This is a genomic window from Nocardia sp. NPDC055029, assembly GCF_053608525.1.
The window spans coordinates 145,722-163,809 of the sequence record NZ_JBSGVQ010000009.1; the positions used below are offsets into that span (position 1 = coordinate 145,722).

Here is an 18,088-nt window from a genome sequence, read left to right on the forward strand (position 1 = left end):
TCCGGCGCGAGCCAGCGGGCATGTGGCACACCGCTTTAGACTCGGGGGTGCGCTCGCCGTTCGCGGCGGGCCACGTGGTGTCCGACGATCGTCGAGGTGAGGTAGATGGCAACAGAAGTCGATCCGGCCGAGCAGGATTACGCGACCGATCACCCTGAGCTCGACGTGTTGCCGGTGTGGCCGCAGGAGACGATCGCGGTGCTGGTCACGACCGATCCCGCGCCGCACGCGATTCCCGTCTCGTGGCCGGTGCGCGCGGGCGACCGGCGGATTCTCATCAGCCTCAAGTCCGATCGCGGTTCGCTGGCCCGGCTGCGGGCCCAGCCCGAGGTGGCGCTGCTGATCCTGGGCGGCGGCAATGTCGCGCTGTGCGCGCGCGGACGGGCGAAGGTGATCGCCGAGCAGATGCCTGCGGCGGACGACTACACCGCCGTGCAGCTCGACGTGGACGTGATCGACGACCATCGCCAGTCGGCCTTCGCGGTGGACCGTGGCATTCAGCGCACCGTGCTCGACGAGTCCGAACTGCGCGCACTGGAGGGCCGGGTCGAAACCCTGCGGACCTGGGCAGAGAAAGGAAACTGAAATGACTGTCACGCTCGCCAAGGGCGGCAATGTCTCGCTGTCGAAGCAGACCGACAACCTCACCAAGGTGGCGGTGGGTCTGGGCTGGGACGTGCGGACGACGACCGGCGCCGATCACGACCTCGACGCCAGCGCGCTGGCGACCGGCGCCAACCTGAAAGTGCTCTCCGACCAGCACTTCATCTTCTACAACAACCTGCGCTCGCCGGAAGGCACCATCGAGCACACCGGTGACAACCTGACCGGCGCGGGCGACGGCGACGACGAGGTGATCAACGTCGACCTGGCCGCCACCCCGCCGACGATCACCAACATCTTCTTCCCGGTGTCGATCCACGACGCCCAGGCCCGCGGCCAGTCCTTCGGCCAGATCCGCAACGCCTACATCCGCGTCACCGACGCCAACACCGGCGTCGAGCTGGCCCGCTACGACCTGTCCGAGGACGCCTCCACCGAGACCGCCATGGTCTTCGGCGAGCTGTACCGCCACAACAACGAGTGGAAGTTCCGCGCGATCGGCCAGGGCTACGCCTCCGGCCTGGCAGGCATCGCCCGCGACTACGGCGTGAATATCTGAGACGAACACGGCCCCGGCTCCACTCGGAACCGGGGCCGTGTTGTCAGCGCGATTGAGTGGCAGGCACCCGCAGGGGACGCGCGGTGCTCGCCTGGTCGAGCAGGGCGAAGTACTTGCGCAGCATGAGCGCCGCGGTGGTGGCCAGGCCTGCTGTGAGGCCCCACCACACGCCGGCCGCGCCCAGGCCGAGCGGGAACGCGAACAGCAGGGCCGCGGGGAGGCCGACGCCCCAGTAGCCGACCAACGACAGCCGGAAGCCCGCCGAGGTCTCCTTGAGCCCGCGCAGCAGGCCGGTACCGATGTTCTGCGCGGCGTCGAAGAATTGCAGGACGATGCCGATGAGCAGCAGGGTGTGCGCGATGGCGATCGTGTCGGTGTCGCCGGAGTCGAGGAACGGCGCAAGCACCAGGTTCGGCGCGGCAACATAGATCACGCCGGTGACCGCGGCGACGATGCCCGCGTGCCGCAGCGCTACCCAGGCCAGGTTCTTGGCGTGGCTGTACTCGTCGCGCGACACGGCGTGGCTGACCAGGATCGACGCACCGTGCGAGATGCCGATCGCCACCTGGAACACGATGTAGATGATCTGGTAGACGACATTGTGCGCGGCCAGCGCGGCAGGCCCGAAGCTGCCCATCACCAGTGCCAGCACCGAGAACATGCCCGCTTCCGACCCGTAGGTCAGCGCGATGGGGGTGCCGAGGCGCAATTCCTCGCGCACGGTCGCCCAGCGCACCGGCCACGGCGTGGACGGCAGTGTCGGGCCGAGTCGCTCGTCGTGGCGCACCATCGCCCAGAACACCGCGAAGGTGATCAGGAAGACCAGCGAGGTCGCGATGCCGACGCCGGTCAGGCCGCTCGCCGGAATCCCGGCCCAGCCGTGGATGAAGGTCAGCGCGAGCACCAGGTTCAGCGCGACCGAACCGAGCGTCACCAGCAGCAGCGCCTGCGGTCGCTGCATGCCGACGGTGTACTGGCGCAGCACCTGGAACCACAGACACGGCAGCAGGCCGGGCGCCAGCGCGATCATCATCGGCCTGGCGAGGGCAAGCACTCCCTCGTCCTGACCCAGCAACGACAGCGCCCAGCCGAGCCCGATCAGCAGGGCCCCACCGAGCAGACCCGCGATGGTGGCGATGACGAACGCCGCGCGCACCACGCCGCGCACCTCGTCGTCGGCCGAGTCGCCGCGCTTCCCCGCCGCGCCGAGCGCCCCGGCGATCTGATTGCCGGTGCCGGTGATCAACCCGACGCACATGGTGCGGATCTGGTTGAACAGCACCAGCGCCAGGCCACCGGCGGCGACCTCGGCCACCCCGAGCGTGCCCATCAGCGCGAGGTTGGTGGTCGAGACCGCGATCTGCGCCAGCTGCGTCAACGCGATCGGCGTCGCCAGCCTGGCCAGTGCGCCGCTGTCCGCCCGCGTGCCGATCACCCGCCCGCTCCGGGACGGTTCCACAGGTGGCGCCCCTGGGCGCCGACCCGCAGGCTCCGGGTCGCCCCGGGGCGGCTGCTCGTGTGGCGCGCGATCGCGCTCACCTGACCTCCAGCAGTTCGTCGTGGCGCCGCAGCGGCGAGTAGCGGCGCAGCAGCGTGGTGATCTCGCATTCGGCGGCGGGGTCGAGCAGGTCGCGCGCGGCCATCCAGTCGTCGTCGAACACGGTGTCGAGGTACTTCTCGCCACCGTCGCACACGATGGTGACCACGGTCGACCCGGCCGGGAATTCCTCGAGCCGCGCCAAGGCATTGTGCACCGAACCGCCCGCCGAACCGCCGATCAGCAGACCGTGTGTCCTGGCGACGGCGCGCGCGGTGGCGAAGGCGTCGACATCGCCGACCTTCACGCCCTCGTCGAGCTGGGAGTAGTCGACGGCGGTGCCGATGGTCGCGCCGGGCGGGGTCCCGGTGCCCGACTGCCAGTACGGGCCGCCCTCGCCGCCGAAGGCGATGGAACCGACCGGCTCGACGCCGATCACCCGGGCGGGCAGGCCGAGCTCGCGCAGCCGGGTGGCGGTGCCGAACAGCGAGCCGCCGGTGCCGACCGCCGAGAGCAGGATGTCGACCCGCTCGACCTCGGCCAGCAATTCCTCGGCCACCGCGTAGTAGCCGACGGCATTGGCGTCGTTGTTGTGCTGTTCGGTGAAGAAGGCGTCGTCGCGGGCGGCCGCCATCGCCTCGGCGAGGTCCTCTCGTGCCGAGGTGGCCAGCTCGTCGTCACCGTCGTCGGCGACGAACACCAGGTCGGTGCCCATGGCCCGCATCGCGCGCAGTTTGTCCTTACATGCGTGGTTGTCGACCACGGCGGTGAATCGATAGCCACGTTCGGCCGCGACCACCGCCAAGCCGAGCCCGGTGTTGCCGGACGTCGACTCGATGATATGCCCGCCATCGCGCAGCAAACCTCGCCGCTCCGCGTCGAGCACCATCGACCTGGCCATTCTGATCTTGGCGGCGCCGGTCGGATTGAACTGTTCGAGCTTGAGCAGCAGCCGGGTACCGGAGTCGGTGACGGCGAGTTCGAACAGGGGAGTGCGGCCGATCAGATCCGTCACGCGCGTGACGAGAGCCATGGGAAATTCCTCCATCGGATTGGGAGCTCGGGTGGATCAGCGGGCGTCCATACTCCAGCGCAACCGGTCGCCTGCCGCGCGCACGACGACCTTGGGCGGGAGCGGGAGTTCGTGGAACGGGGACTCGTTGGAGTCCATCTGATACCCGGCGGTGTTCGGGTAGATCAGCAGATCGCCGACGCGGGCGCGGCGCGGCAGCGGGATCCGCCGCCTGCTCAGCAGGTCGGACTCCAGGCAGGTGGTGGCGCCGACACAGGTGGGGGTGCGATGGCCGGATCGTGGCGGCCACAGCACGGGATCGGGCAGGTATTCGCTGGCGAACCACTGCTCGGACAGGCTCAGGCTGGTGCCGTCGACGGTGAGGATGTCGTACGGTTCGCTCTGTGCGGTACGGGTTTTCACGCCTTGGACGCGGAACACGGAACTACCCGCCCGGTCCAGTAGCGCCCGGCCCGGCTCGACAGCGAGACGGATCCCGTTGTCGCGCACCAGTCCTGCCAGATCGTTGTGGGTGAGGATCGCGGTCAGCATGTCCGCGCCCGGGGCCGGGAAGTGATACGGGTAGTAGCCACCGGTGGGCTGGTCGGCATGGAACCAGCTTTCGCTCAGGTTGTCCTGGAACCGCGCCCACGCGTCGGCATCGAGGTAGTCCACCCCGAACCCGCCGCCGATCGAGATCGTGTCGGCCGGGTGACCGTCCGCCCGTGCCCGCAGACAGTGCCCGACCAGTGCGACAGCCTGCTCGGCACGGGCCATGGCGTCATAGCCGGACAAATGAAAGCTGAAGCCGGACAGCATGATCGGGCCTTCGACGGCCACCGCCTGCACGGCCTGTTCCAACTCGACGGGGTCTAGACCGAAACGGCTGGTCGAGCCGCCGGGCAGCACCCGCAGCAGGATGCGGGCAGGTACCCCCAGTTCGGTGAGCCGATCGAGCTCGTCGAGCGCGTCGATCGCGATCAGCGCCCGGTGCCGCGCCGCCAGCCACAACAGCTCGTCGGACTTCGCGGGCCCGGTCACCATCAGATCCTCGCCGCGCACTCCCTGCGCCAGCGCCGCGACCAGCTCACCGATACTGGCGACATCGATGCCGGCGCCGTTCTCGGCACAGGCCCTGGCCACGCACGCCGCCTTGTTCGCCTTCTTCCCGAAGTACACGAACCCGTCGACTCCGGCGTCGGTGAACGCGGCATGGAAGGCGTTGATGTTCATCGCGACCCGGTCGGGAAACATCACGTGGAAGGGTCCGCCGACAACCTCCGCGATATCGCCGAGCAGCTGCGGAGCCTCGAGCAGCCGGTGTTCCACCACGCTGATCCGAGCGGGCATCGGCGGCGCACAGTGCGCCGGCCGATCATGACCCGGCTGCGGTTCGTCCGCCCGGCGCAGGACGGCGGCGTCGGCGGACGAACCACCGCCGCCGCCACCGGAACCGGCGTCCGTCAGTCCCACAACGGCACCTCGGTACCCCGTCCCTCGGCGATGGCACGGGCCGCCAGCGCGTGCGCGACCGCGATATCGGTGAGCACCAGCCCACTGTTGTAGACGAAGATCTTCTCGTCCTCGCTGCGCCGTGCGGGTGTGCTGCGGGTGAGGATCTGCGGCAGTTCGGCATCGACGCTGCGCAGCGTCCCGTCAGGCCCGGCCATATCGGTGCCGGTCAGCGCCATCTGCGCGGCGCTGGTGGCGACCACCCGGTCGGCCTCGACCAGGGTCGACGGCGCGAGCCCGTAACCGACCAGCACCGCCACCGAACCCGGTGCGAGATGGGCGGATTCGAGGGCGACCTCGGTGCCGGGCCCCGCGGTCGCCAGCACCACGTCGGCGGTGGCGGCCGCCGCGTACGGATCGTCGACCACCTCGAGCAGCGCGTGCGGCGCCGCGTCGGCGAGATGGGTGTGTACCGCGGCCAAACCCTCCGGATGGGTGCCGAACACCATCAGCTTGCGCAGCTGCGGATTCACCGCCAGCAGATGCGGCAGGGCGTTGCGGCCCTGGGTGCCGGTGCCGATGAGCAGCGCGCTCTCCGCACCCCGTCGCACGGTCTCGCGCACCAGCAGTGCCGACACCGCGGGCGTGCGTAAGGCGCCGACCCGCGCGCAGTCCATCATCGCGATGGGCGCGCCGGTGGTGTCATCGTAGAGGGTGATGGTGGTGTAGTACCGCTTGGTGCTGCGGTCGTGGCCGGGATCGAACTTGTAGGAGGTCTTCATGGCAACCACCCGGCGCCTGCCGTCGCGGCCGAGCATCGCGTAGGACACCGAGGAACCGCCGGGATCGGCGACGCTCAGCTTGCGCGGGTTGTCGGATTCGCCTGCCGCGAAGGCGAGATACGCCTCCTCGACGGCCCTGACCACCTCCGCCGGGGTGATCGGCACGTCGGCCAGGTCGCTGCGCGAGAGCACCCGCAGCGGGATGCTCCGGTCACGGATGTTCAACGGATCCTCGTTCATCTGTCCTGCCCCGCTCTGCTGTCCGATCAGTGCTCGCCCGGAACGGCGCGACCACCTGTTGCCCATACCCATTCTCGGACGACTCCTGCGGGCGCCTGCGACGTTCGGGCAACCGGACATTGACGCGTTTGAGCCAGCGATCGGTGCCGTCGTAGCGGGCGCGGAACGGCACCCGGCCGTGGACGGCGACGTCGTTGTCCACCAGCAGGACCTCTCCCGGAGCCAGCGCGGGCGCGTGGCAGACCCGGGCGAGCTCGGCGGTGAGGCGGGCATAGGCCGCTCTGAATGCCGGGTCGGCATCGTCGAGCGGGGTATAGGCGGGATCGTAACGCAGTGTGGGACTACCTGTTTCGTCGAACCAGATGGTCGGCAGCGCGGGTGCGGGTTGATCGAAATCGGTGCCGTAGGACACGTCGGGCAGGATCGGCACCGTCGGCACGGCGAGCGCGCGCAGATCCTCCTCGGGCAACCGCACCTGACCCACCGACGACACCGTGGTCGCGACCCGGTCGGGATTGCGCAGGCAGGTCAGCATCAGCAGGTTCGCCCGCGCGGCGTGGAAGGCGTCCTCGCTGTGCGGGCTGAGCAAGGTGGAGCTGCTCGCGCCGGACTGCTCGTCCTCGTGGCCGGCGGCGGGCAGGATGTTGTTGACCAGCCTGCCGTTCTGCTGGCCCTGCCACCCGAACGGCTCGCCCGCGCACCGTGCCAGCAGCAGCAGCGCGATGTCGAGTTCGAGCGAGCCGGTGTGCCGTGGGTCGGCCGCCGCGGTGGCCGCGGCCTGCCAGTGCGGCGGGGTCGGGCCGAATTCGGCGTCGTCGACGCACAGGCCCCGCACGACGGTGGCGCCCGCCGCGGTGGCGGGCGGTCGCACGGCGTGGCGGACGGCGTCGGGGAGTTCGGCGGCGCGCTCGCGCACCTGGGCCAGCAGCACGGGGTCGTGCAGGGTCTCGGTGTGGGGTGCGTCACCTAATCGGTGTCGGATGTCGGTCGCGAGCGCGCGGACGGCCGTGGCGGCGTCGGGCGGTAGCTCGCGATGTTCGATGTCGTGCAGGTGAAGTGTCATACGTTCGGACAGAACGCTTTTCACCGGCCTTCCCTTCTTCGCATCGGTCGAACACGGGTGATCGGAGACTCGATGAGCGAAGGTAGTGCTTGTTTTCTAATTAGGCAAGACTTACCTAAGATATCAGCTGAGAAATAGCTAATTCATATAACACGGTGTTTTACCCGAAGTGTCCGAACGGGCGACATTCGGGGGGTGTCCAGCCCGGCTGCGGTTCGGCGACGGTCGCGAGGATCCCCACCACTCGGCCCGCACTTTAGGCTAGCCTCGCCTAGTTTGCGACGCCAGGAAAAGTGGTGCGGCGCACGCGGTTAGAGGGAGGCAACACGATGGGTTTCACACGCAGGCAACTCCTGCAATCCGGGCTCGGCGTCACCGCACTACTGCTGGCGGCCGCGTGCACGAGCGACGAAGGGGCCGACGGGCCCGCGAAGAAGGGCGGCACGCTGCGTGTCGGCGCGCTCGGCACCACCGCCCGGATCGAGCGCGATCCGCACGCCAATCTCAGCAACGACAGTGACTTCCTGATCGCCTCGCTCGTCTACGACGCGCTCACCGTCCCCGGCGCCGACCCGACCGTCGCGCCGCGACTGGCCTCGCGCTGGGAGCCCTCCGCCGACAACCGCCGCTGGACATTCACCATCGCCGACGGCGCGAAGTTCCACAACGGCGCACCGGTCACCGCCGAGGACGTGGTGTGGTCGATGCGCCGCCTGCGCTCGGTCGGCGGCGCGTCGAAGATGCCGGTGGCCGAGAGCGATATCGCCGCCGACGGCCCGAACCGCGTCGTGTTCACCCTGTCCGCGCCCAATACCCAACTGCCACTGCTGCTTCGGCTCATGACCTTCACCGTTCCGCAGGGCACCACCGACTTCGCCGCCGCGATCGGCACCGGCCCCTTCCGGCTCGAGTCCTATCAGGGCGGCAATGCCAGGCTGGTCCGCAACGAGCAGTGGCACGGCACCCCGCCGCTGCTCGACGCGATCGAGGTGACCATGTTCGACAGCGTCACCGCGCTCGGCAATGCCGCGCTCGGCGGCCAGATCGACCTCGCCTCCAATGTCGGCGCGATCGCCGGACGCACCGCGACGGGCCGTGGCGACCTGCAGGTGGTCCGGCGCGCGAACGACACCATGCTCGGCGTGGCGATGCGCGTCGCCGACGGCCCGTTCGCCGACGCGCGGGTGCGCACCGCGCTGCGTCTCGGCGTCGACCGGACCGCGCTGGTCAACCAGGTGCACTCCGGCTACGGCACCACCGCCGCCGACATCCTCGGCACCGCCGACCCGCTCTACGACACCGCGCTCGCGCGTCGTGACCGCGACATCGAGCGCGCCAAAACCCTGCTGCGCGAAGCGAATTTCGATACCGGCCGCAGCTACCCGTTCGTGACGAAGGCCGAGGTGCCCGGCGAGGTGGAATCGGCGAAGGTGATCGCCACCCAGCTCGCCGAGATCGGCGTCCGCTTGGACGTGCAGGCCGTCGAACCCACGTCCTTCTACGACCAGACCTGGCTGAACGCACCGCTCTACACGGTGTCGTGGGGTACCAACGATTCGGTGCTTTTCTTCGCCGACAAGCTGATGACCTCGGGTACCAACCGCAACGAAACCGCCTTCCGTGACCCGGAGTTCGACGCGGCCACCGCCAAGGCGCTCGCCTCCTCTGGTGACGATTACGCCAAGGCGGTCCGCGACATCCAGCGCATCGAGTCCGAGCGTGGCGGTTATCTGGTGTGGGGCATGGCCGACGGCATCGACATCGCCGCCGCGCCGGTGCGCGGGCTGCCGACCCTCGGCGGCTTCGCCCGCGTCCAGCTGGAACGTGCCTGGCTGGCGTGATCGCCGTGAAAACCTTCGCCCTGCTCCTGCTTCGGCGGATCGCGCTGCTGCTGGCCTTGCTGGCCATCGTCTTCGTGGCGGTGGACCTGCTGCCCGGCAGCGCGGCCCGCTCGGCGCTGGGCAGGGATGCCGGACAGGCCGAGCTCGCCGCGAAGGAACACGAGCTCGGCCTCGACCGCGCAGTGCCAGTGCAGTTCTGGCACTGGCTCTCCGGCGTGCTGACCGGTGACTTCGGGCAGACCGCGCGCGGCAACTCGATCGGTGCGCTGCTCGCCGACAAGTTTCCGCAGACCTTGCTGCTCGGCGGGATCGCGCTACTGCTCACCGTCGCGACCTCGCTCGTGCTCGGCTGCTGGTGGGCGGTGCGGCCGACCACCCTTGGCGCGCGTTTCCTGCAGCCGGCCAGCACGGTCGCGGTCGCGGTTCCCGAATTCGTCTGCGGGACACTCCTGATCCTGGTGTTCTCGTTGGCCACGGGTTTGCTGCCCGCCGTCACCATCACCGACCGCTCCGGTTTCCCCGCGGGCCCGGAGATGCTGATCCTGCCGGTGCTCGCCCTGGCGATACCGCAGATCGGCTGGAACGCCAGGGTGGTGCGCTCGGCACTGCACGATGTCGCCACCGCGCCGCACGTGGAGAGTGCTGTGCTGGAGGGACTTCCGGCCCGCACCGTCCTGGTGCGGCACATGCTGCCCTTCGCCGCGCCGACCATCGTCGCCGGCTACGCCACCTCCGTCGGCATGCTCTTCGGCGGCGCGCTGGTCGTGGAAACCCTGTTCAACTACCCGGGCGTCGGTGCGGTGCTGGCCGGATCGGTCGCCGACCGCGACACCGCGACGGTCGCCGCGGTCGTCGCACTCACCGCCATCGTCATCATGGCCCTGCTCGCGGTGGCCGACTTCGTCCGGAACTGGGCATCGGGAGGTACGCGATGAATGCCGCCAAGACGCCACCGCGGCCTGGTGATCATGCGTCCAGCCGGGCGTGGTGGCGGTGGTCGGCGGCGGCTGGGGTGGGGCTGGTCGCGCTCGTCGCGGTGGTGGGGCCGTTGCTCGCGCCCTATCCCGCCGAGCGGGCGGTCGGGATGCCGTTCGCGCCGCCCGGTGGGGGAGCGGTGCTCGGGACCGATCGGCTCGGCCGGGATGTGCTGAGTCATCTGCTCGCCGGTGGTACCCAGCTGCTGGTGGTGTCGGCGGTGATCGCGGTGGCGGTGACCGTGTTGTCGGCGGTGCTCGGTGCGGTGGCGGCGGTCCGCCCGCGCGCCGGTTCGGTGATCGAACTCGGTGGCGATCTGGTGATCCTGTTGCCCGCGGTGCTCGGCATCCTGCTTGTCCTCACCGCATGGCCGCAGGGCGGGGTGTTCGCGCTGATCACGGTGTCGCTGCTGTTCGGTGTGCCCTATTGCGCCAGGATCTTCGCGGCCGCCGCGTCGAGCATCGCGACCAGCGGCTATGTCGAAGCGGCGATCGCCAGCGGAGAGTCCCTGTCCCATGTGGTCTTCCGGGAGATTCTGCCGAACCTGCGGTCGGTCTTCACCACCCAGCTCGGACTGCGGTTCGTCGTCGCCGTCTACCTCGTCAGTACCGTCTCCTTCCTCGGCGTGCCCGCTCTCGATGACAACAATTGGGCGAATATGGTGCGCGACAATGCCTCCGGCCTACTGCTCAACCCGTGGGCGGTGCTGGCTCCGAGCGCGGCTATCGCGATCGTCGCGGTCGGGGTGAACCTGGTGGTCACCGGTGGTGTCGCGAAGAGCAGGCCCACGGTGGGTGAATCCACCGGCGCGACTGTCGATCAGACGAACACTGATCCCCTCGCGTCGGACCAGGTGACGGCTGGCGGTGGGATATCGGTGGTCGATGCCGGAGACGCCGCCGTCGTCGATGGGTTGACCGTGGTCGCCGAGTCCGGTGCGGTGCTGTTGGCGCCGCTGTCCTTCCGGTTGAAGGCAGGCACGGTCACCGCGCTGACCGGTCCGTCGGGTGCGGGTAAGTCGACCGCGATGCGGGCGCTGCTCGGCCATCTCCCCGCAGGCGCCAGGCGTGAAGGCGCGGTGCTGGTCGCGGGGCACGAGGTGTTCGCGCTGGATTCCGGTGCGCTGCGGACCTTCCGGCGCACCCGGATCGCCTACGTCGGCCAGGACCCCGGATCCGAGCTGAATCCGCTGCTCCGGGTGCGCGCACTGCTCGCCGAAGCCGCGCCGGCCGCCTCCGCCGCCGACCGCCGCGCCACCCTCGAACTGGTCGGCCTCGACGCCACCCACCTGCGCCGCCGCTGCGGCCGCCTCTCCGGCGGCCAGCAACGCCGCGTCGCCCTCGCCCGCGCCTTCCTCCGCCGCCCCGAGGTACTCGTCCTCGACGAGCCGCTCGCCGGGCTACACGGCGCCCTGCGCACCGACATCGCGCGCCTCATCGCCGACCTCGCCGTCCGCGAGTCGACCGCCGTCCTCCTCTCTGGTCACGACACCACCACGGTCCATGCCATCGCGGACACGGTGGTCGAGGTCCACCCGCCCGGCGGTATGCCGGTCATCGACGAGGCGGGGGCCGCCGGGCCGGAGACCGCTCTCCCGTCCACAGGCAAGGATTCGACCCCAGGTCGATTCGACAAGGTCGGCGTTGGCGGCGTGGATGGAGCTGCCGGTCCCGACAGTGTGACGGTGTCGCGGGGGAACGGAGCCGACGGCGCGACTGCCTTGCGCGTCAACGGGATCAGCGCGGTCGCCGACGGCCACGAGATCCTTGTCGACATCGATTTCACGGTGCGCGCGGGCGAAGCGCTGGCCGTGGTCGGCCCGTCCGGCGCGGGGAAGACGACCCTTGCGCGGGTGATCGCGGGTCTGCACGACACCGCCTCTGGTTCGCTCGACTTGCGGGGTGCGCGTATCCCGATCGGCCGTCGGCGCCGAATCACGGCCGGTGTCAACGGCATCCAGCTGGTCACCCAGAACCCGCTCGCGGCACTGAATCCCCGCCGCACCGTCGAGCAGACCCTCGCGCGCCCGCTCCGCCGCATCGCCCGGGTACCGAAGACCGACGTGCGGGCGCACGTCGAATCCCTGCTCACCGCGGTCGAACTCCCCGCCGACCTCGCGACCCGCCATCCCCGCGAACTCTCCGGCGGCCAACGCCAGCGCGTCGCCCTGGCCAGAGCCCTCGCCGCCGACCCCGCCGTCCTGATCTGCGACGAGATCACCACTGCCCTCGACACCGGCACCGCCGCCGCGATCATGACCCTTCTCGACCACCTCCGCACCGACCGCGGCACCACCGTCCTGCTGATCAGCCACGACATGGCCCTGGTCACCAGGCACTGCACCCAGCTCCTCGTGCTGGATCACGGTCGCGTAGTCGAATCAGGCTGTCCGGCAATGGTTCTCGCCGCGCCGACTCATCAGGCGACAGCGGATCTGATGGGCTGACGACCCGGCCGGAGACCCGGGAAACCTCCTCTACGGATATCCGTAACGGATGGCGCGACACCCCCGATGTCATCGGGTTGTCCCCCCACTGTTTTCAGGAGATCTACCCCGATGGCGCACCCGTCACCGCAGCAGCCTGCCGCCCAGTGGAGGCCGGTCGAGTTCCCGACTCCGGTGCCTCCTGAACCGCCGACAGAACCCACCCGGTCGGCCCGCAAGCGCCTCCTCCCTTGGCTCCTCGTCGCCCTGGCGACGATCGTCGCGGTGGCGGGCGGGGTGACCGTATACGCGCTCACCCGCCCCGAACCGCCGACGATGGCGGTGGGCGACTGCGTGAGCAACAGCCCGCAGCCGATCGAATACGGTTGCACCGCACCGACTGCCATGTACAAGATCGTCGGCAGGGAGCCGATCCAGTGGCCGCTCGAGCTGGCTTGCCTGAAGTACCCCGATGCCACCCGCGCTGTCGCCGAGCCCAGCGCCCCGGGAACCGCCGCGACCACCGCGCTGTGTCTTGCCCCGACCGCGAACAACCCGGTCGACCCAGGCGGTCTCGTCGCCGGTGACTGCATCGATGTCAAGAAGGCGGGCGAGACCATCGAACGGCTGCCGTGCGGCACCTCGCGCGCGAGCCTCGACGTGATCGCGATCGAACTGCACACGAAGGTCCCGGTCACCGACAATGCTTGCAAGGCATACCAGGACACGCGCATGGCCTTCGCGCAGACCTCGCTCGGCGGCCGCGCCGTCGTCGTGTGCACGAAGCCGAACGGGTTCGCCACGACGGCCTCGGCGGCACAGGTCGGCGACTGCTACTCCGAGCAGCCGATGGCGAAAGTCGCGTGCGACGGTGCCGGCGCGTCGTCGCGGGTGCTGTCCGTGCGGACCCAGTACGTGGCGCCCGCGAAGCCGGAATGCCTCGGCGTCACCAACACCACCTCGGTGTCGGTCACCAGCAACGAGAAGACCGATCTGATCGTCGTCGTCTGCCTCGGCCCGGTCAGCCCCGCGCAACTCGGCTACGCGAAACCTGGTGACTGCGTTACCGGTTTCGCCACCTCGAGTGACATGCCCACCCTGGTCGACTGCGCCGCACCGACCGCCGACGGCCGGGTGACCTCGGTATACGACTCCGACGGCGTGGCCTGTTCACCCGGCGAGGCACGGATGACGCGCAAGCAATCGATGAGCGAGGGCACGACGATCTGCCTCGGCCCACTCTGAGAAGTCGCTGTGAGAGGTGCCGTCGGTGCCACAGACCTGGATGATGGGTTGAGTGTCTGTGCAGAAAGTCGGCGTCCTCGCCGCCGTGGCGATGACCGCGCTGCTCGCAGGGTGTAGTTCGCTCGCGTCGATCCCCGGCGACATGCCGCCGGGTCCGGGTGCCGCGTTACCCGCGATCGATGTGGACGCGCCGGGTCGCGCGGCCGAGCAGTTACGCGGCTGGGCCGACGAGCAGTCGGGGGCGGTCGGCATCGAACCGGTCGCGCTGGAGGCCTACGGCTACGCGGCGGCGGTGCTCGCGCGGTCCAAGCCCGAATGCGGAATCGCCTGGACCACGCTGGCCGGGATCGCGAGTGTGGAGAGCGGACACGGCACCCATCGCGGCGCCGGCGTCGACGCCGACGGGACGGTGCGCCCGGCGATCATCGGCGTCGCCCTCGACGGCACCAAGGGCAATGCCGACATCCGCGACACCGACGGGGGCAGTCTCGACGGCGACACCACCTACGACCGTGCGGTCGGGCCGTTGCAGTTCATCCCGGAGACCTGGCGCCGCTGGGCGGTCGACGCCAACGGCGACGGCGTGCTCGACCCGCAGAACATCGACGACGCCGCCCTCACCGCCGCCCGGTATCTGTGCATCCGCGGCGGCGACCTGACCTCGGCCGACGGCTGGCAGCGCGCCCTGTTCGCCTACAACCAGTCGAACAAGTACATGCGGGTCGTGCGGGACAGGGCGGCCACCTACAGCATCGGCCGCCGCGTGTAGTCGGCTCCGGCCCGGAGTGCCGGTTACTCGACGTCACGCCGAGGCGATAGGCTCGCACCCGCACGGACCAAGCCGTGAGACCTACCGTGCCTTCAGTCGTAAGGAGTCGTTTTCGTGGCCATCATCGAACAGGTCGGAGCGCGCGAGATTCTGGATTCGCGCGGCAATCCCACTGTCGAGGTCGAGATCGCCCTCGACGACGGCACCCTGACCAGGGCGGACGTTCCGTCCGGCGCGTCCACCGGCGAGCACGAGGCCGTCGAGCTGCGTGACGGTGGCGACCGCTACAACGGCAAGGGTGTCACCAAGGCCGTCGAGGGTGTCCTCGACGAGATCGCGCCCGCCATCATCGGCCTCGACGCCGTCGAGCAGCGTACCGTCGACCAGGTCCTGCTGGATCTGGACGGCACCCCCGACAAGTCCCGCCTCGGCGCGAACGCCCTGCTCGGCGTCTCGCTGGCCGTGGCGCGCGGCGCGGCCGAGTCCTCGGGCCTCGAGCTGTTCCGCTACCTGGGCGGCCCGAACGCGCACGTGCTGCCCGTGCCCATGATGAACATCCTCAACGGTGGCGCGCACGCCGACACCGGCGTCGATGTCCAGGAGTTCATGGTCGCCCCGATCGGCGCCCCCACCTTCCGTGAGGCGCTGCGCTGGGGCACCGAGGTGTACCACTCGCTGAAGTCGGTGCTCAAGGAGAAGGGCCTGTCCACCGGTCTCGGTGACGAGGGTGGCTTCGCCCCCGACGTCGCGGGCACCGTGGAGGCGCTCGACCTGATCAGCGTCGCCATCGAGCGCGCGGGCTACAAGCTCGGTACCGATGTCGCGCTCGCGCTCGATGTCGCCGCCACCGAGTTCTACACCCCCGGTGAGGGCTACAAGTTCGAGGGCCAGGTCCGCACGGCCGCCGAGATGGGCGAGTTCTACGCCGATCTGCTCACCCGGTACCCGCTGGTCTCCATCGAGGACCCGCTGTCGGAAGACGACTGGGACGGCTGGGTCGCGCTGACCGACGCCATCGGCGACAAGGTGCAGCTGGTGGGCGACGACCTGTTCGTCACCAACCCCGAGCGCCTCGAAGAGGGCATCGCCAAGGGCGCCGCCAACGCGCTGCTGGTGAAGGTCAACCAGATCGGCACCCTGACCGAGACCCTCGACGCCGTCGAGCTCGCGCACCGCAACGGCTACAAGACCATGATGTCGCACCGTTCGGGCGAGACCGAGGACACCACCATCGCCGACCTCGCGGTCGCCGTCGGTTCGGGTCAGATCAAGACCGGCGCCCCCGCGCGTTCCGAGCGGGTCGCCAAGTACAACCAGCTGCTGCGCATCGAGGATGCCCTCGGAGACTCGGCACGCTACGCGGGTGACGTGGCCTTCCCGCGTTTCACCGGCGAATTCTGAGATCAGCAGTACCGCAGTACAGGTTGAGATGACGGGGCGGTAGCGAATGACCGAGCGACGTGCGCGTGGAACCAGTCCGGGTGGACGCGGTGACCGCCGCACGTCGCGCGCCGCACGCTCCCGCCCCAGTCATCTCGACGCCCCCGGCCGCCCCGCCGCGGCCAAACGCACCACCCGGCGCCGCCCCGAATCCGCCACCGGCGCGACCACGAGCAAGCGCAAGCCGAGCGGCAAGCTCGAGCGCAGCGAACACACCATCCTCGGTCTCTCGACCGGCAAGGCGGTGATCCTCGCTGCCGTGCTGTGCGGCCTGGCGCTGACCCTGGCCGTGCCGACCCGGACCTACTTCAGTCAGCGCGCCGAAGCGGCCGCGCTGGCCCAGCAGCGGGCGGAACTGGACGCCGACCTGGCCGTCCTGCGTGACCGCCGGGCCCAGCAGCAGGATCCGGCCTACATCCGCTCCGAGGCCCGCGACCGGTTGCGCCTGGTGATGCCCGGCGAAACCCCCTACATCGTGCAGATACCCGGCATCGAAGCACCGGCGCCGCCGCCGATGAGCACCCGAACAGCGGCGCCCGACCCCTGGTACACCGACCTGTGGCGCAGCATCTCCGAACCGGCCCCGGAAGGACCAAGGTGACCGCACCGAACGAGCGCGACCTCGAGATCATCGCCCAGCAGCTGGGCCGCGAGCCGCGCGGTGTCCTCGCCGTCGCCTACCGCACCCCCGACGGCCTGCCCGCCGTGGTGAAGACCGCGCCGCGCCTTCCCGACGGCACGCCGTTCCCCACCCTCTACTACCTGACCGACCCCCGGCTGACCGCCGAGGCGAGCAGGCAGGAGTCGGCCGGGGTGATGCGCGAGATGACCGAACGTCTCGCCGCCGACCCCGAGCTGGCCGCGGCCTACCGCGCCGCGCACGAGAGCTACCTGGCCGAGCGCGACGAGATCGAGTCGCTCGGCACCGATTTCACCGGCGGCGGCATGCCCGACCGGGTCAAGTGCCTGCACGTGCTGATCGCGCATTCGCTGGCCAAGGGACCGGGCGTCAACCCGTTCGGTGACGAAGCCGTGGCACTGGCGGCCGACGCCGGACTGCGCGGTACCGCGATCCCCGCCGACTGGCCCGCCGCCCGCAAGTCCGGCGAACCGGCATAATCGCGGACAGCACGCGGCGCCCGCACCACCTCACACGGCGCCCGGGCCGACCAGGAGGAACATCATGACTGAGCGCATCGCCGCGGTGGACTGCGGCACCAATTCGATCCGTCTGCTGATCGCCGAGGTCGGCGCCGACGGTGGTCTCACCGATGTGCACCGCGAGATGCGGATCGTGCGGCTCGGCCAGGGTGTCGACGCCACCGGCCGGCTCGCGTTGGAGGCGATCGAGCGGACGCGTGTCGCGCTGGCCGACTATGTCGATCTGATGCTCGCGCAGGATGTTTCGCGGGTCCGGATGGTCGCCACCTCGGCCACCCGCGACGCCGCCAACCGGGACGACTTCTTCGAGATGACCCGCGCCGAACTCGGCAGGGTCGTCGACGGCGCCGTCGCCGAGGTGATCACCGGCGACGAAGAAGCGCGACTGTCCTTCGCGGGCGCGGTCGGCGAACTGTCCGCTGACGCAGGGCCTTTCGTCGTTGTCGATCTGGGCGGTGGGTCCACCGAACTGGTCGTCGGCGACGGTGACGGCGTCCAGGCGGCGTTTTCCGCCGACATCGGCTGCGTGCGCGTCACCGAGCGCTGCCTGCCCGGTAACCCGCCGACCGCCGAACAGGTCGACGCCGCACGGGAATTCGCGCAGACCAAGCTGGACGAGGCCTTCGCCAAGGTTCCGGTCGACAAGGTGCACACCTGGGTCGGCGTCGCGGGCACCATGACCACGATCACCGCCGTTGCCCTCGACCTGCCCGAATACGACTCCACCCGAGTCCATCTCACCCGGCTGAGCCTGGCCGAGGTGCACGAGGTGTGCGACCGCCTGATCGGCATGGACCACGACCAGCGCGCTGCCCTCGGACCCATGCACCCGGGCCGGGTCGACGTGATCGGCGGCGGCGCTGTCATCACCGAGGTGCTGGCCGACGAACTGGCCCAGCGCGCGGGGATCTCCGAACTCGTCGTGAGCGAGCACGACATCCTCGACGGCATCGCGATGTCTGTCGTCGGCTGAGCCGCCCGGCC

Annotated in this window: 16 protein-coding genes; 11 read left to right on the forward strand and 5 right to left on the reverse strand. The window is 69.9% G+C overall.

Translation table 11 applies throughout. The annotated features are described in order from the left end of the window. Positions 1-105 precede the first annotated feature (105 nt). Positions 106-585, forward strand: coding sequence for a hypothetical protein (locus ACWF9G_RS11485; RefSeq protein WP_379304821.1), 480 nt, complete (start codon positions 106-108; stop codon positions 583-585). A 1-nt stretch (position 586) separates the two neighbouring features. Next, entirely contained in the window at positions 587-1,162 is a 576-nt protein-coding gene (locus tag ACWF9G_RS11490; protein ID WP_189026033.1) for a TerD family protein, read from the forward strand. A 43-nt stretch (positions 1,163-1,205) separates the two neighbouring features. On the opposite strand, the gene ACWF9G_RS11495 is transcribed toward ACWF9G_RS11490, so the two are convergent. From ACWF9G_RS11495 to ACWF9G_RS11515, 5 genes are all read right to left on the reverse strand, one after another. Then, the gene (locus ACWF9G_RS11495; protein WP_452515067.1) at positions 1,206-2,594 is read right to left on the reverse strand and encodes an MATE family efflux transporter; all 1,389 of its coding nucleotides are present in this window, start codon (positions 2,592-2,594) and stop codon (positions 1,206-1,208) included. 103 nt (positions 2,595-2,697) lie between these two features. Continuing rightward, entirely contained in the window at positions 2,698-3,732 is a 1,035-nt protein-coding gene (locus tag ACWF9G_RS11500) for a PLP-dependent cysteine synthase family protein (protein WP_452514990.1), read from the reverse strand. 36 nt (positions 3,733-3,768) lie between these two features. Continuing rightward, on the reverse strand, positions 3,769-5,184 hold the full coding sequence (locus ACWF9G_RS11505; protein WP_452514992.1) for an alanine racemase: 1,416 nt from the start codon (positions 5,182-5,184) through the stop codon (positions 3,769-3,771). After that, positions 5,175-6,185 carry an ornithine cyclodeaminase family protein gene (locus ACWF9G_RS11510; protein ID WP_452514994.1) on the reverse strand — a complete coding sequence of 337 codons (1,011 nt, stop codon included), beginning with the start codon at positions 6,183-6,185 and terminating at the stop codon, positions 5,175-5,177. Before ACWF9G_RS11510 ends, ACWF9G_RS11505 begins: the two co-directional genes overlap by 10 nt. Beyond that, a complete protein-coding gene (locus ACWF9G_RS11515) occupies positions 6,157-7,248 on the reverse strand; it encodes a TauD/TfdA family dioxygenase (RefSeq protein ID WP_452514996.1) in 1,092 nt (363 codons plus the stop codon). The genes ACWF9G_RS11510 and ACWF9G_RS11515 overlap by 29 nt, the downstream gene beginning before the upstream one ends. Positions 7,249-7,577: 329 nt before the next feature. Between ACWF9G_RS11515 and ACWF9G_RS11520 the strand changes: the two genes are divergently transcribed. From ACWF9G_RS11520 to ACWF9G_RS11560, 9 genes are all read left to right on the forward strand, one after another. Then, on the forward strand, positions 7,578-9,089 hold the full coding sequence (locus tag ACWF9G_RS11520) for an ABC transporter substrate-binding protein (protein ID WP_452514998.1): 1,512 nt from the start codon (positions 7,578-7,580) through the stop codon (positions 9,087-9,089). Further along, positions 9,086-10,024, forward strand: a complete 939-nt coding sequence (locus tag ACWF9G_RS11525) for an ABC transporter permease (RefSeq protein WP_452515000.1) — start codon at positions 9,086-9,088, stop codon at positions 10,022-10,024. The genes ACWF9G_RS11520 and ACWF9G_RS11525 overlap by 4 nt, the downstream gene beginning before the upstream one ends. Next, complete coding sequence (locus ACWF9G_RS11530) at positions 10,021-12,510, forward strand: ABC transporter ATP-binding protein/permease (RefSeq protein ID WP_452515001.1); 2,490 nt, start codon at positions 10,021-10,023, stop codon at positions 12,508-12,510. Before ACWF9G_RS11525 ends, ACWF9G_RS11530 begins: the two co-directional genes overlap by 4 nt. 111 nt (positions 12,511-12,621) lie before the next feature. After that, positions 12,622-13,734 carry an LppU/SCO3897 family protein gene (locus tag ACWF9G_RS11535; RefSeq protein ID WP_452515003.1) on the forward strand — a complete coding sequence of 371 codons (1,113 nt, stop codon included), beginning with the start codon at positions 12,622-12,624 and terminating at the stop codon, positions 13,732-13,734. A gap of 91 nt (positions 13,735-13,825) precedes the next feature. Next, a complete protein-coding gene (locus ACWF9G_RS11540) occupies positions 13,826-14,503 on the forward strand; it encodes a lytic transglycosylase domain-containing protein (protein ID WP_379304966.1) in 678 nt (225 codons plus the stop codon). A gap of 114 nt (positions 14,504-14,617) precedes the next feature. Beyond that, positions 14,618-15,904, forward strand: a complete 1,287-nt coding sequence (eno, locus tag ACWF9G_RS11545) for a phosphopyruvate hydratase (protein ID WP_378854841.1) — start codon at positions 14,618-14,620, stop codon at positions 15,902-15,904. 46 nt (positions 15,905-15,950) lie between these two features. Then, the gene (locus ACWF9G_RS11550) at positions 15,951-16,544 is read left to right on the forward strand and encodes an FtsB family cell division protein (RefSeq protein ID WP_379304838.1); all 594 of its coding nucleotides are present in this window, start codon (positions 15,951-15,953) and stop codon (positions 16,542-16,544) included. After that, on the forward strand, positions 16,541-17,062 hold the full coding sequence (locus tag ACWF9G_RS11555; protein ID WP_452515005.1) for a DUF501 domain-containing protein: 522 nt from the start codon (positions 16,541-16,543) through the stop codon (positions 17,060-17,062). Before ACWF9G_RS11550 ends, ACWF9G_RS11555 begins: the two co-directional genes overlap by 4 nt. A 64-nt stretch (positions 17,063-17,126) precedes the next feature. Beyond that, a complete protein-coding gene (locus ACWF9G_RS11560; RefSeq protein WP_452515007.1) occupies positions 17,127-18,077 on the forward strand; it encodes a Ppx/GppA phosphatase family protein in 951 nt (316 codons plus the stop codon). The last annotated feature ends 11 nt before the right edge of the window (positions 18,078-18,088 follow it).

Bases quoted from the DNA above. Each gene is read 5' to 3' on its own strand.
- ACWF9G_RS11485 (WP_379304821.1), top strand. From the start codon at position 106: ATGGCAACAGAAGTCGATCCGGCCGAGCAGGATTACGCGACCGATCAC.
- ACWF9G_RS11490 (WP_189026033.1), top strand. From the start codon at position 587: ATGACTGTCACGCTCGCCAAGGGCGGCAATGTCTCGCTGTCGAAGCAG.
- ACWF9G_RS11500 (WP_452514990.1), bottom strand. From the start codon at position 3,732: ATGGCTCTCGTCACGCGCGTGACGGATCTGATCGGCCGCACTCCCCTG.
- ACWF9G_RS11510 (WP_452514994.1), bottom strand. From the start codon at position 6,185: ATGAACGAGGATCCGTTGAACATCCGTGACCGGAGCATCCCGCTGCGG.
- ACWF9G_RS11515 (WP_452514996.1), bottom strand. From the start codon at position 7,248: ATGACACTTCACCTGCACGACATCGAACATCGCGAGCTACCGCCCGAC.
- ACWF9G_RS11520 (WP_452514998.1), top strand. From the start codon at position 7,578: ATGGGTTTCACACGCAGGCAACTCCTGCAATCCGGGCTCGGCGTCACC.
- ACWF9G_RS11530 (WP_452515001.1), top strand. From the start codon at position 10,021: ATGAATGCCGCCAAGACGCCACCGCGGCCTGGTGATCATGCGTCCAGC.
- ACWF9G_RS11535 (WP_452515003.1), top strand. From the start codon at position 12,622: ATGGCGCACCCGTCACCGCAGCAGCCTGCCGCCCAGTGGAGGCCGGTC.
- ACWF9G_RS11540 (WP_379304966.1), top strand. From the start codon at position 13,826: ATGACCGCGCTGCTCGCAGGGTGTAGTTCGCTCGCGTCGATCCCCGGC.
- ACWF9G_RS11550 (WP_379304838.1), top strand. From the start codon at position 15,951: ATGACCGAGCGACGTGCGCGTGGAACCAGTCCGGGTGGACGCGGTGAC.
- ACWF9G_RS11560 (WP_452515007.1), top strand. From the start codon at position 17,127: ATGACTGAGCGCATCGCCGCGGTGGACTGCGGCACCAATTCGATCCGT.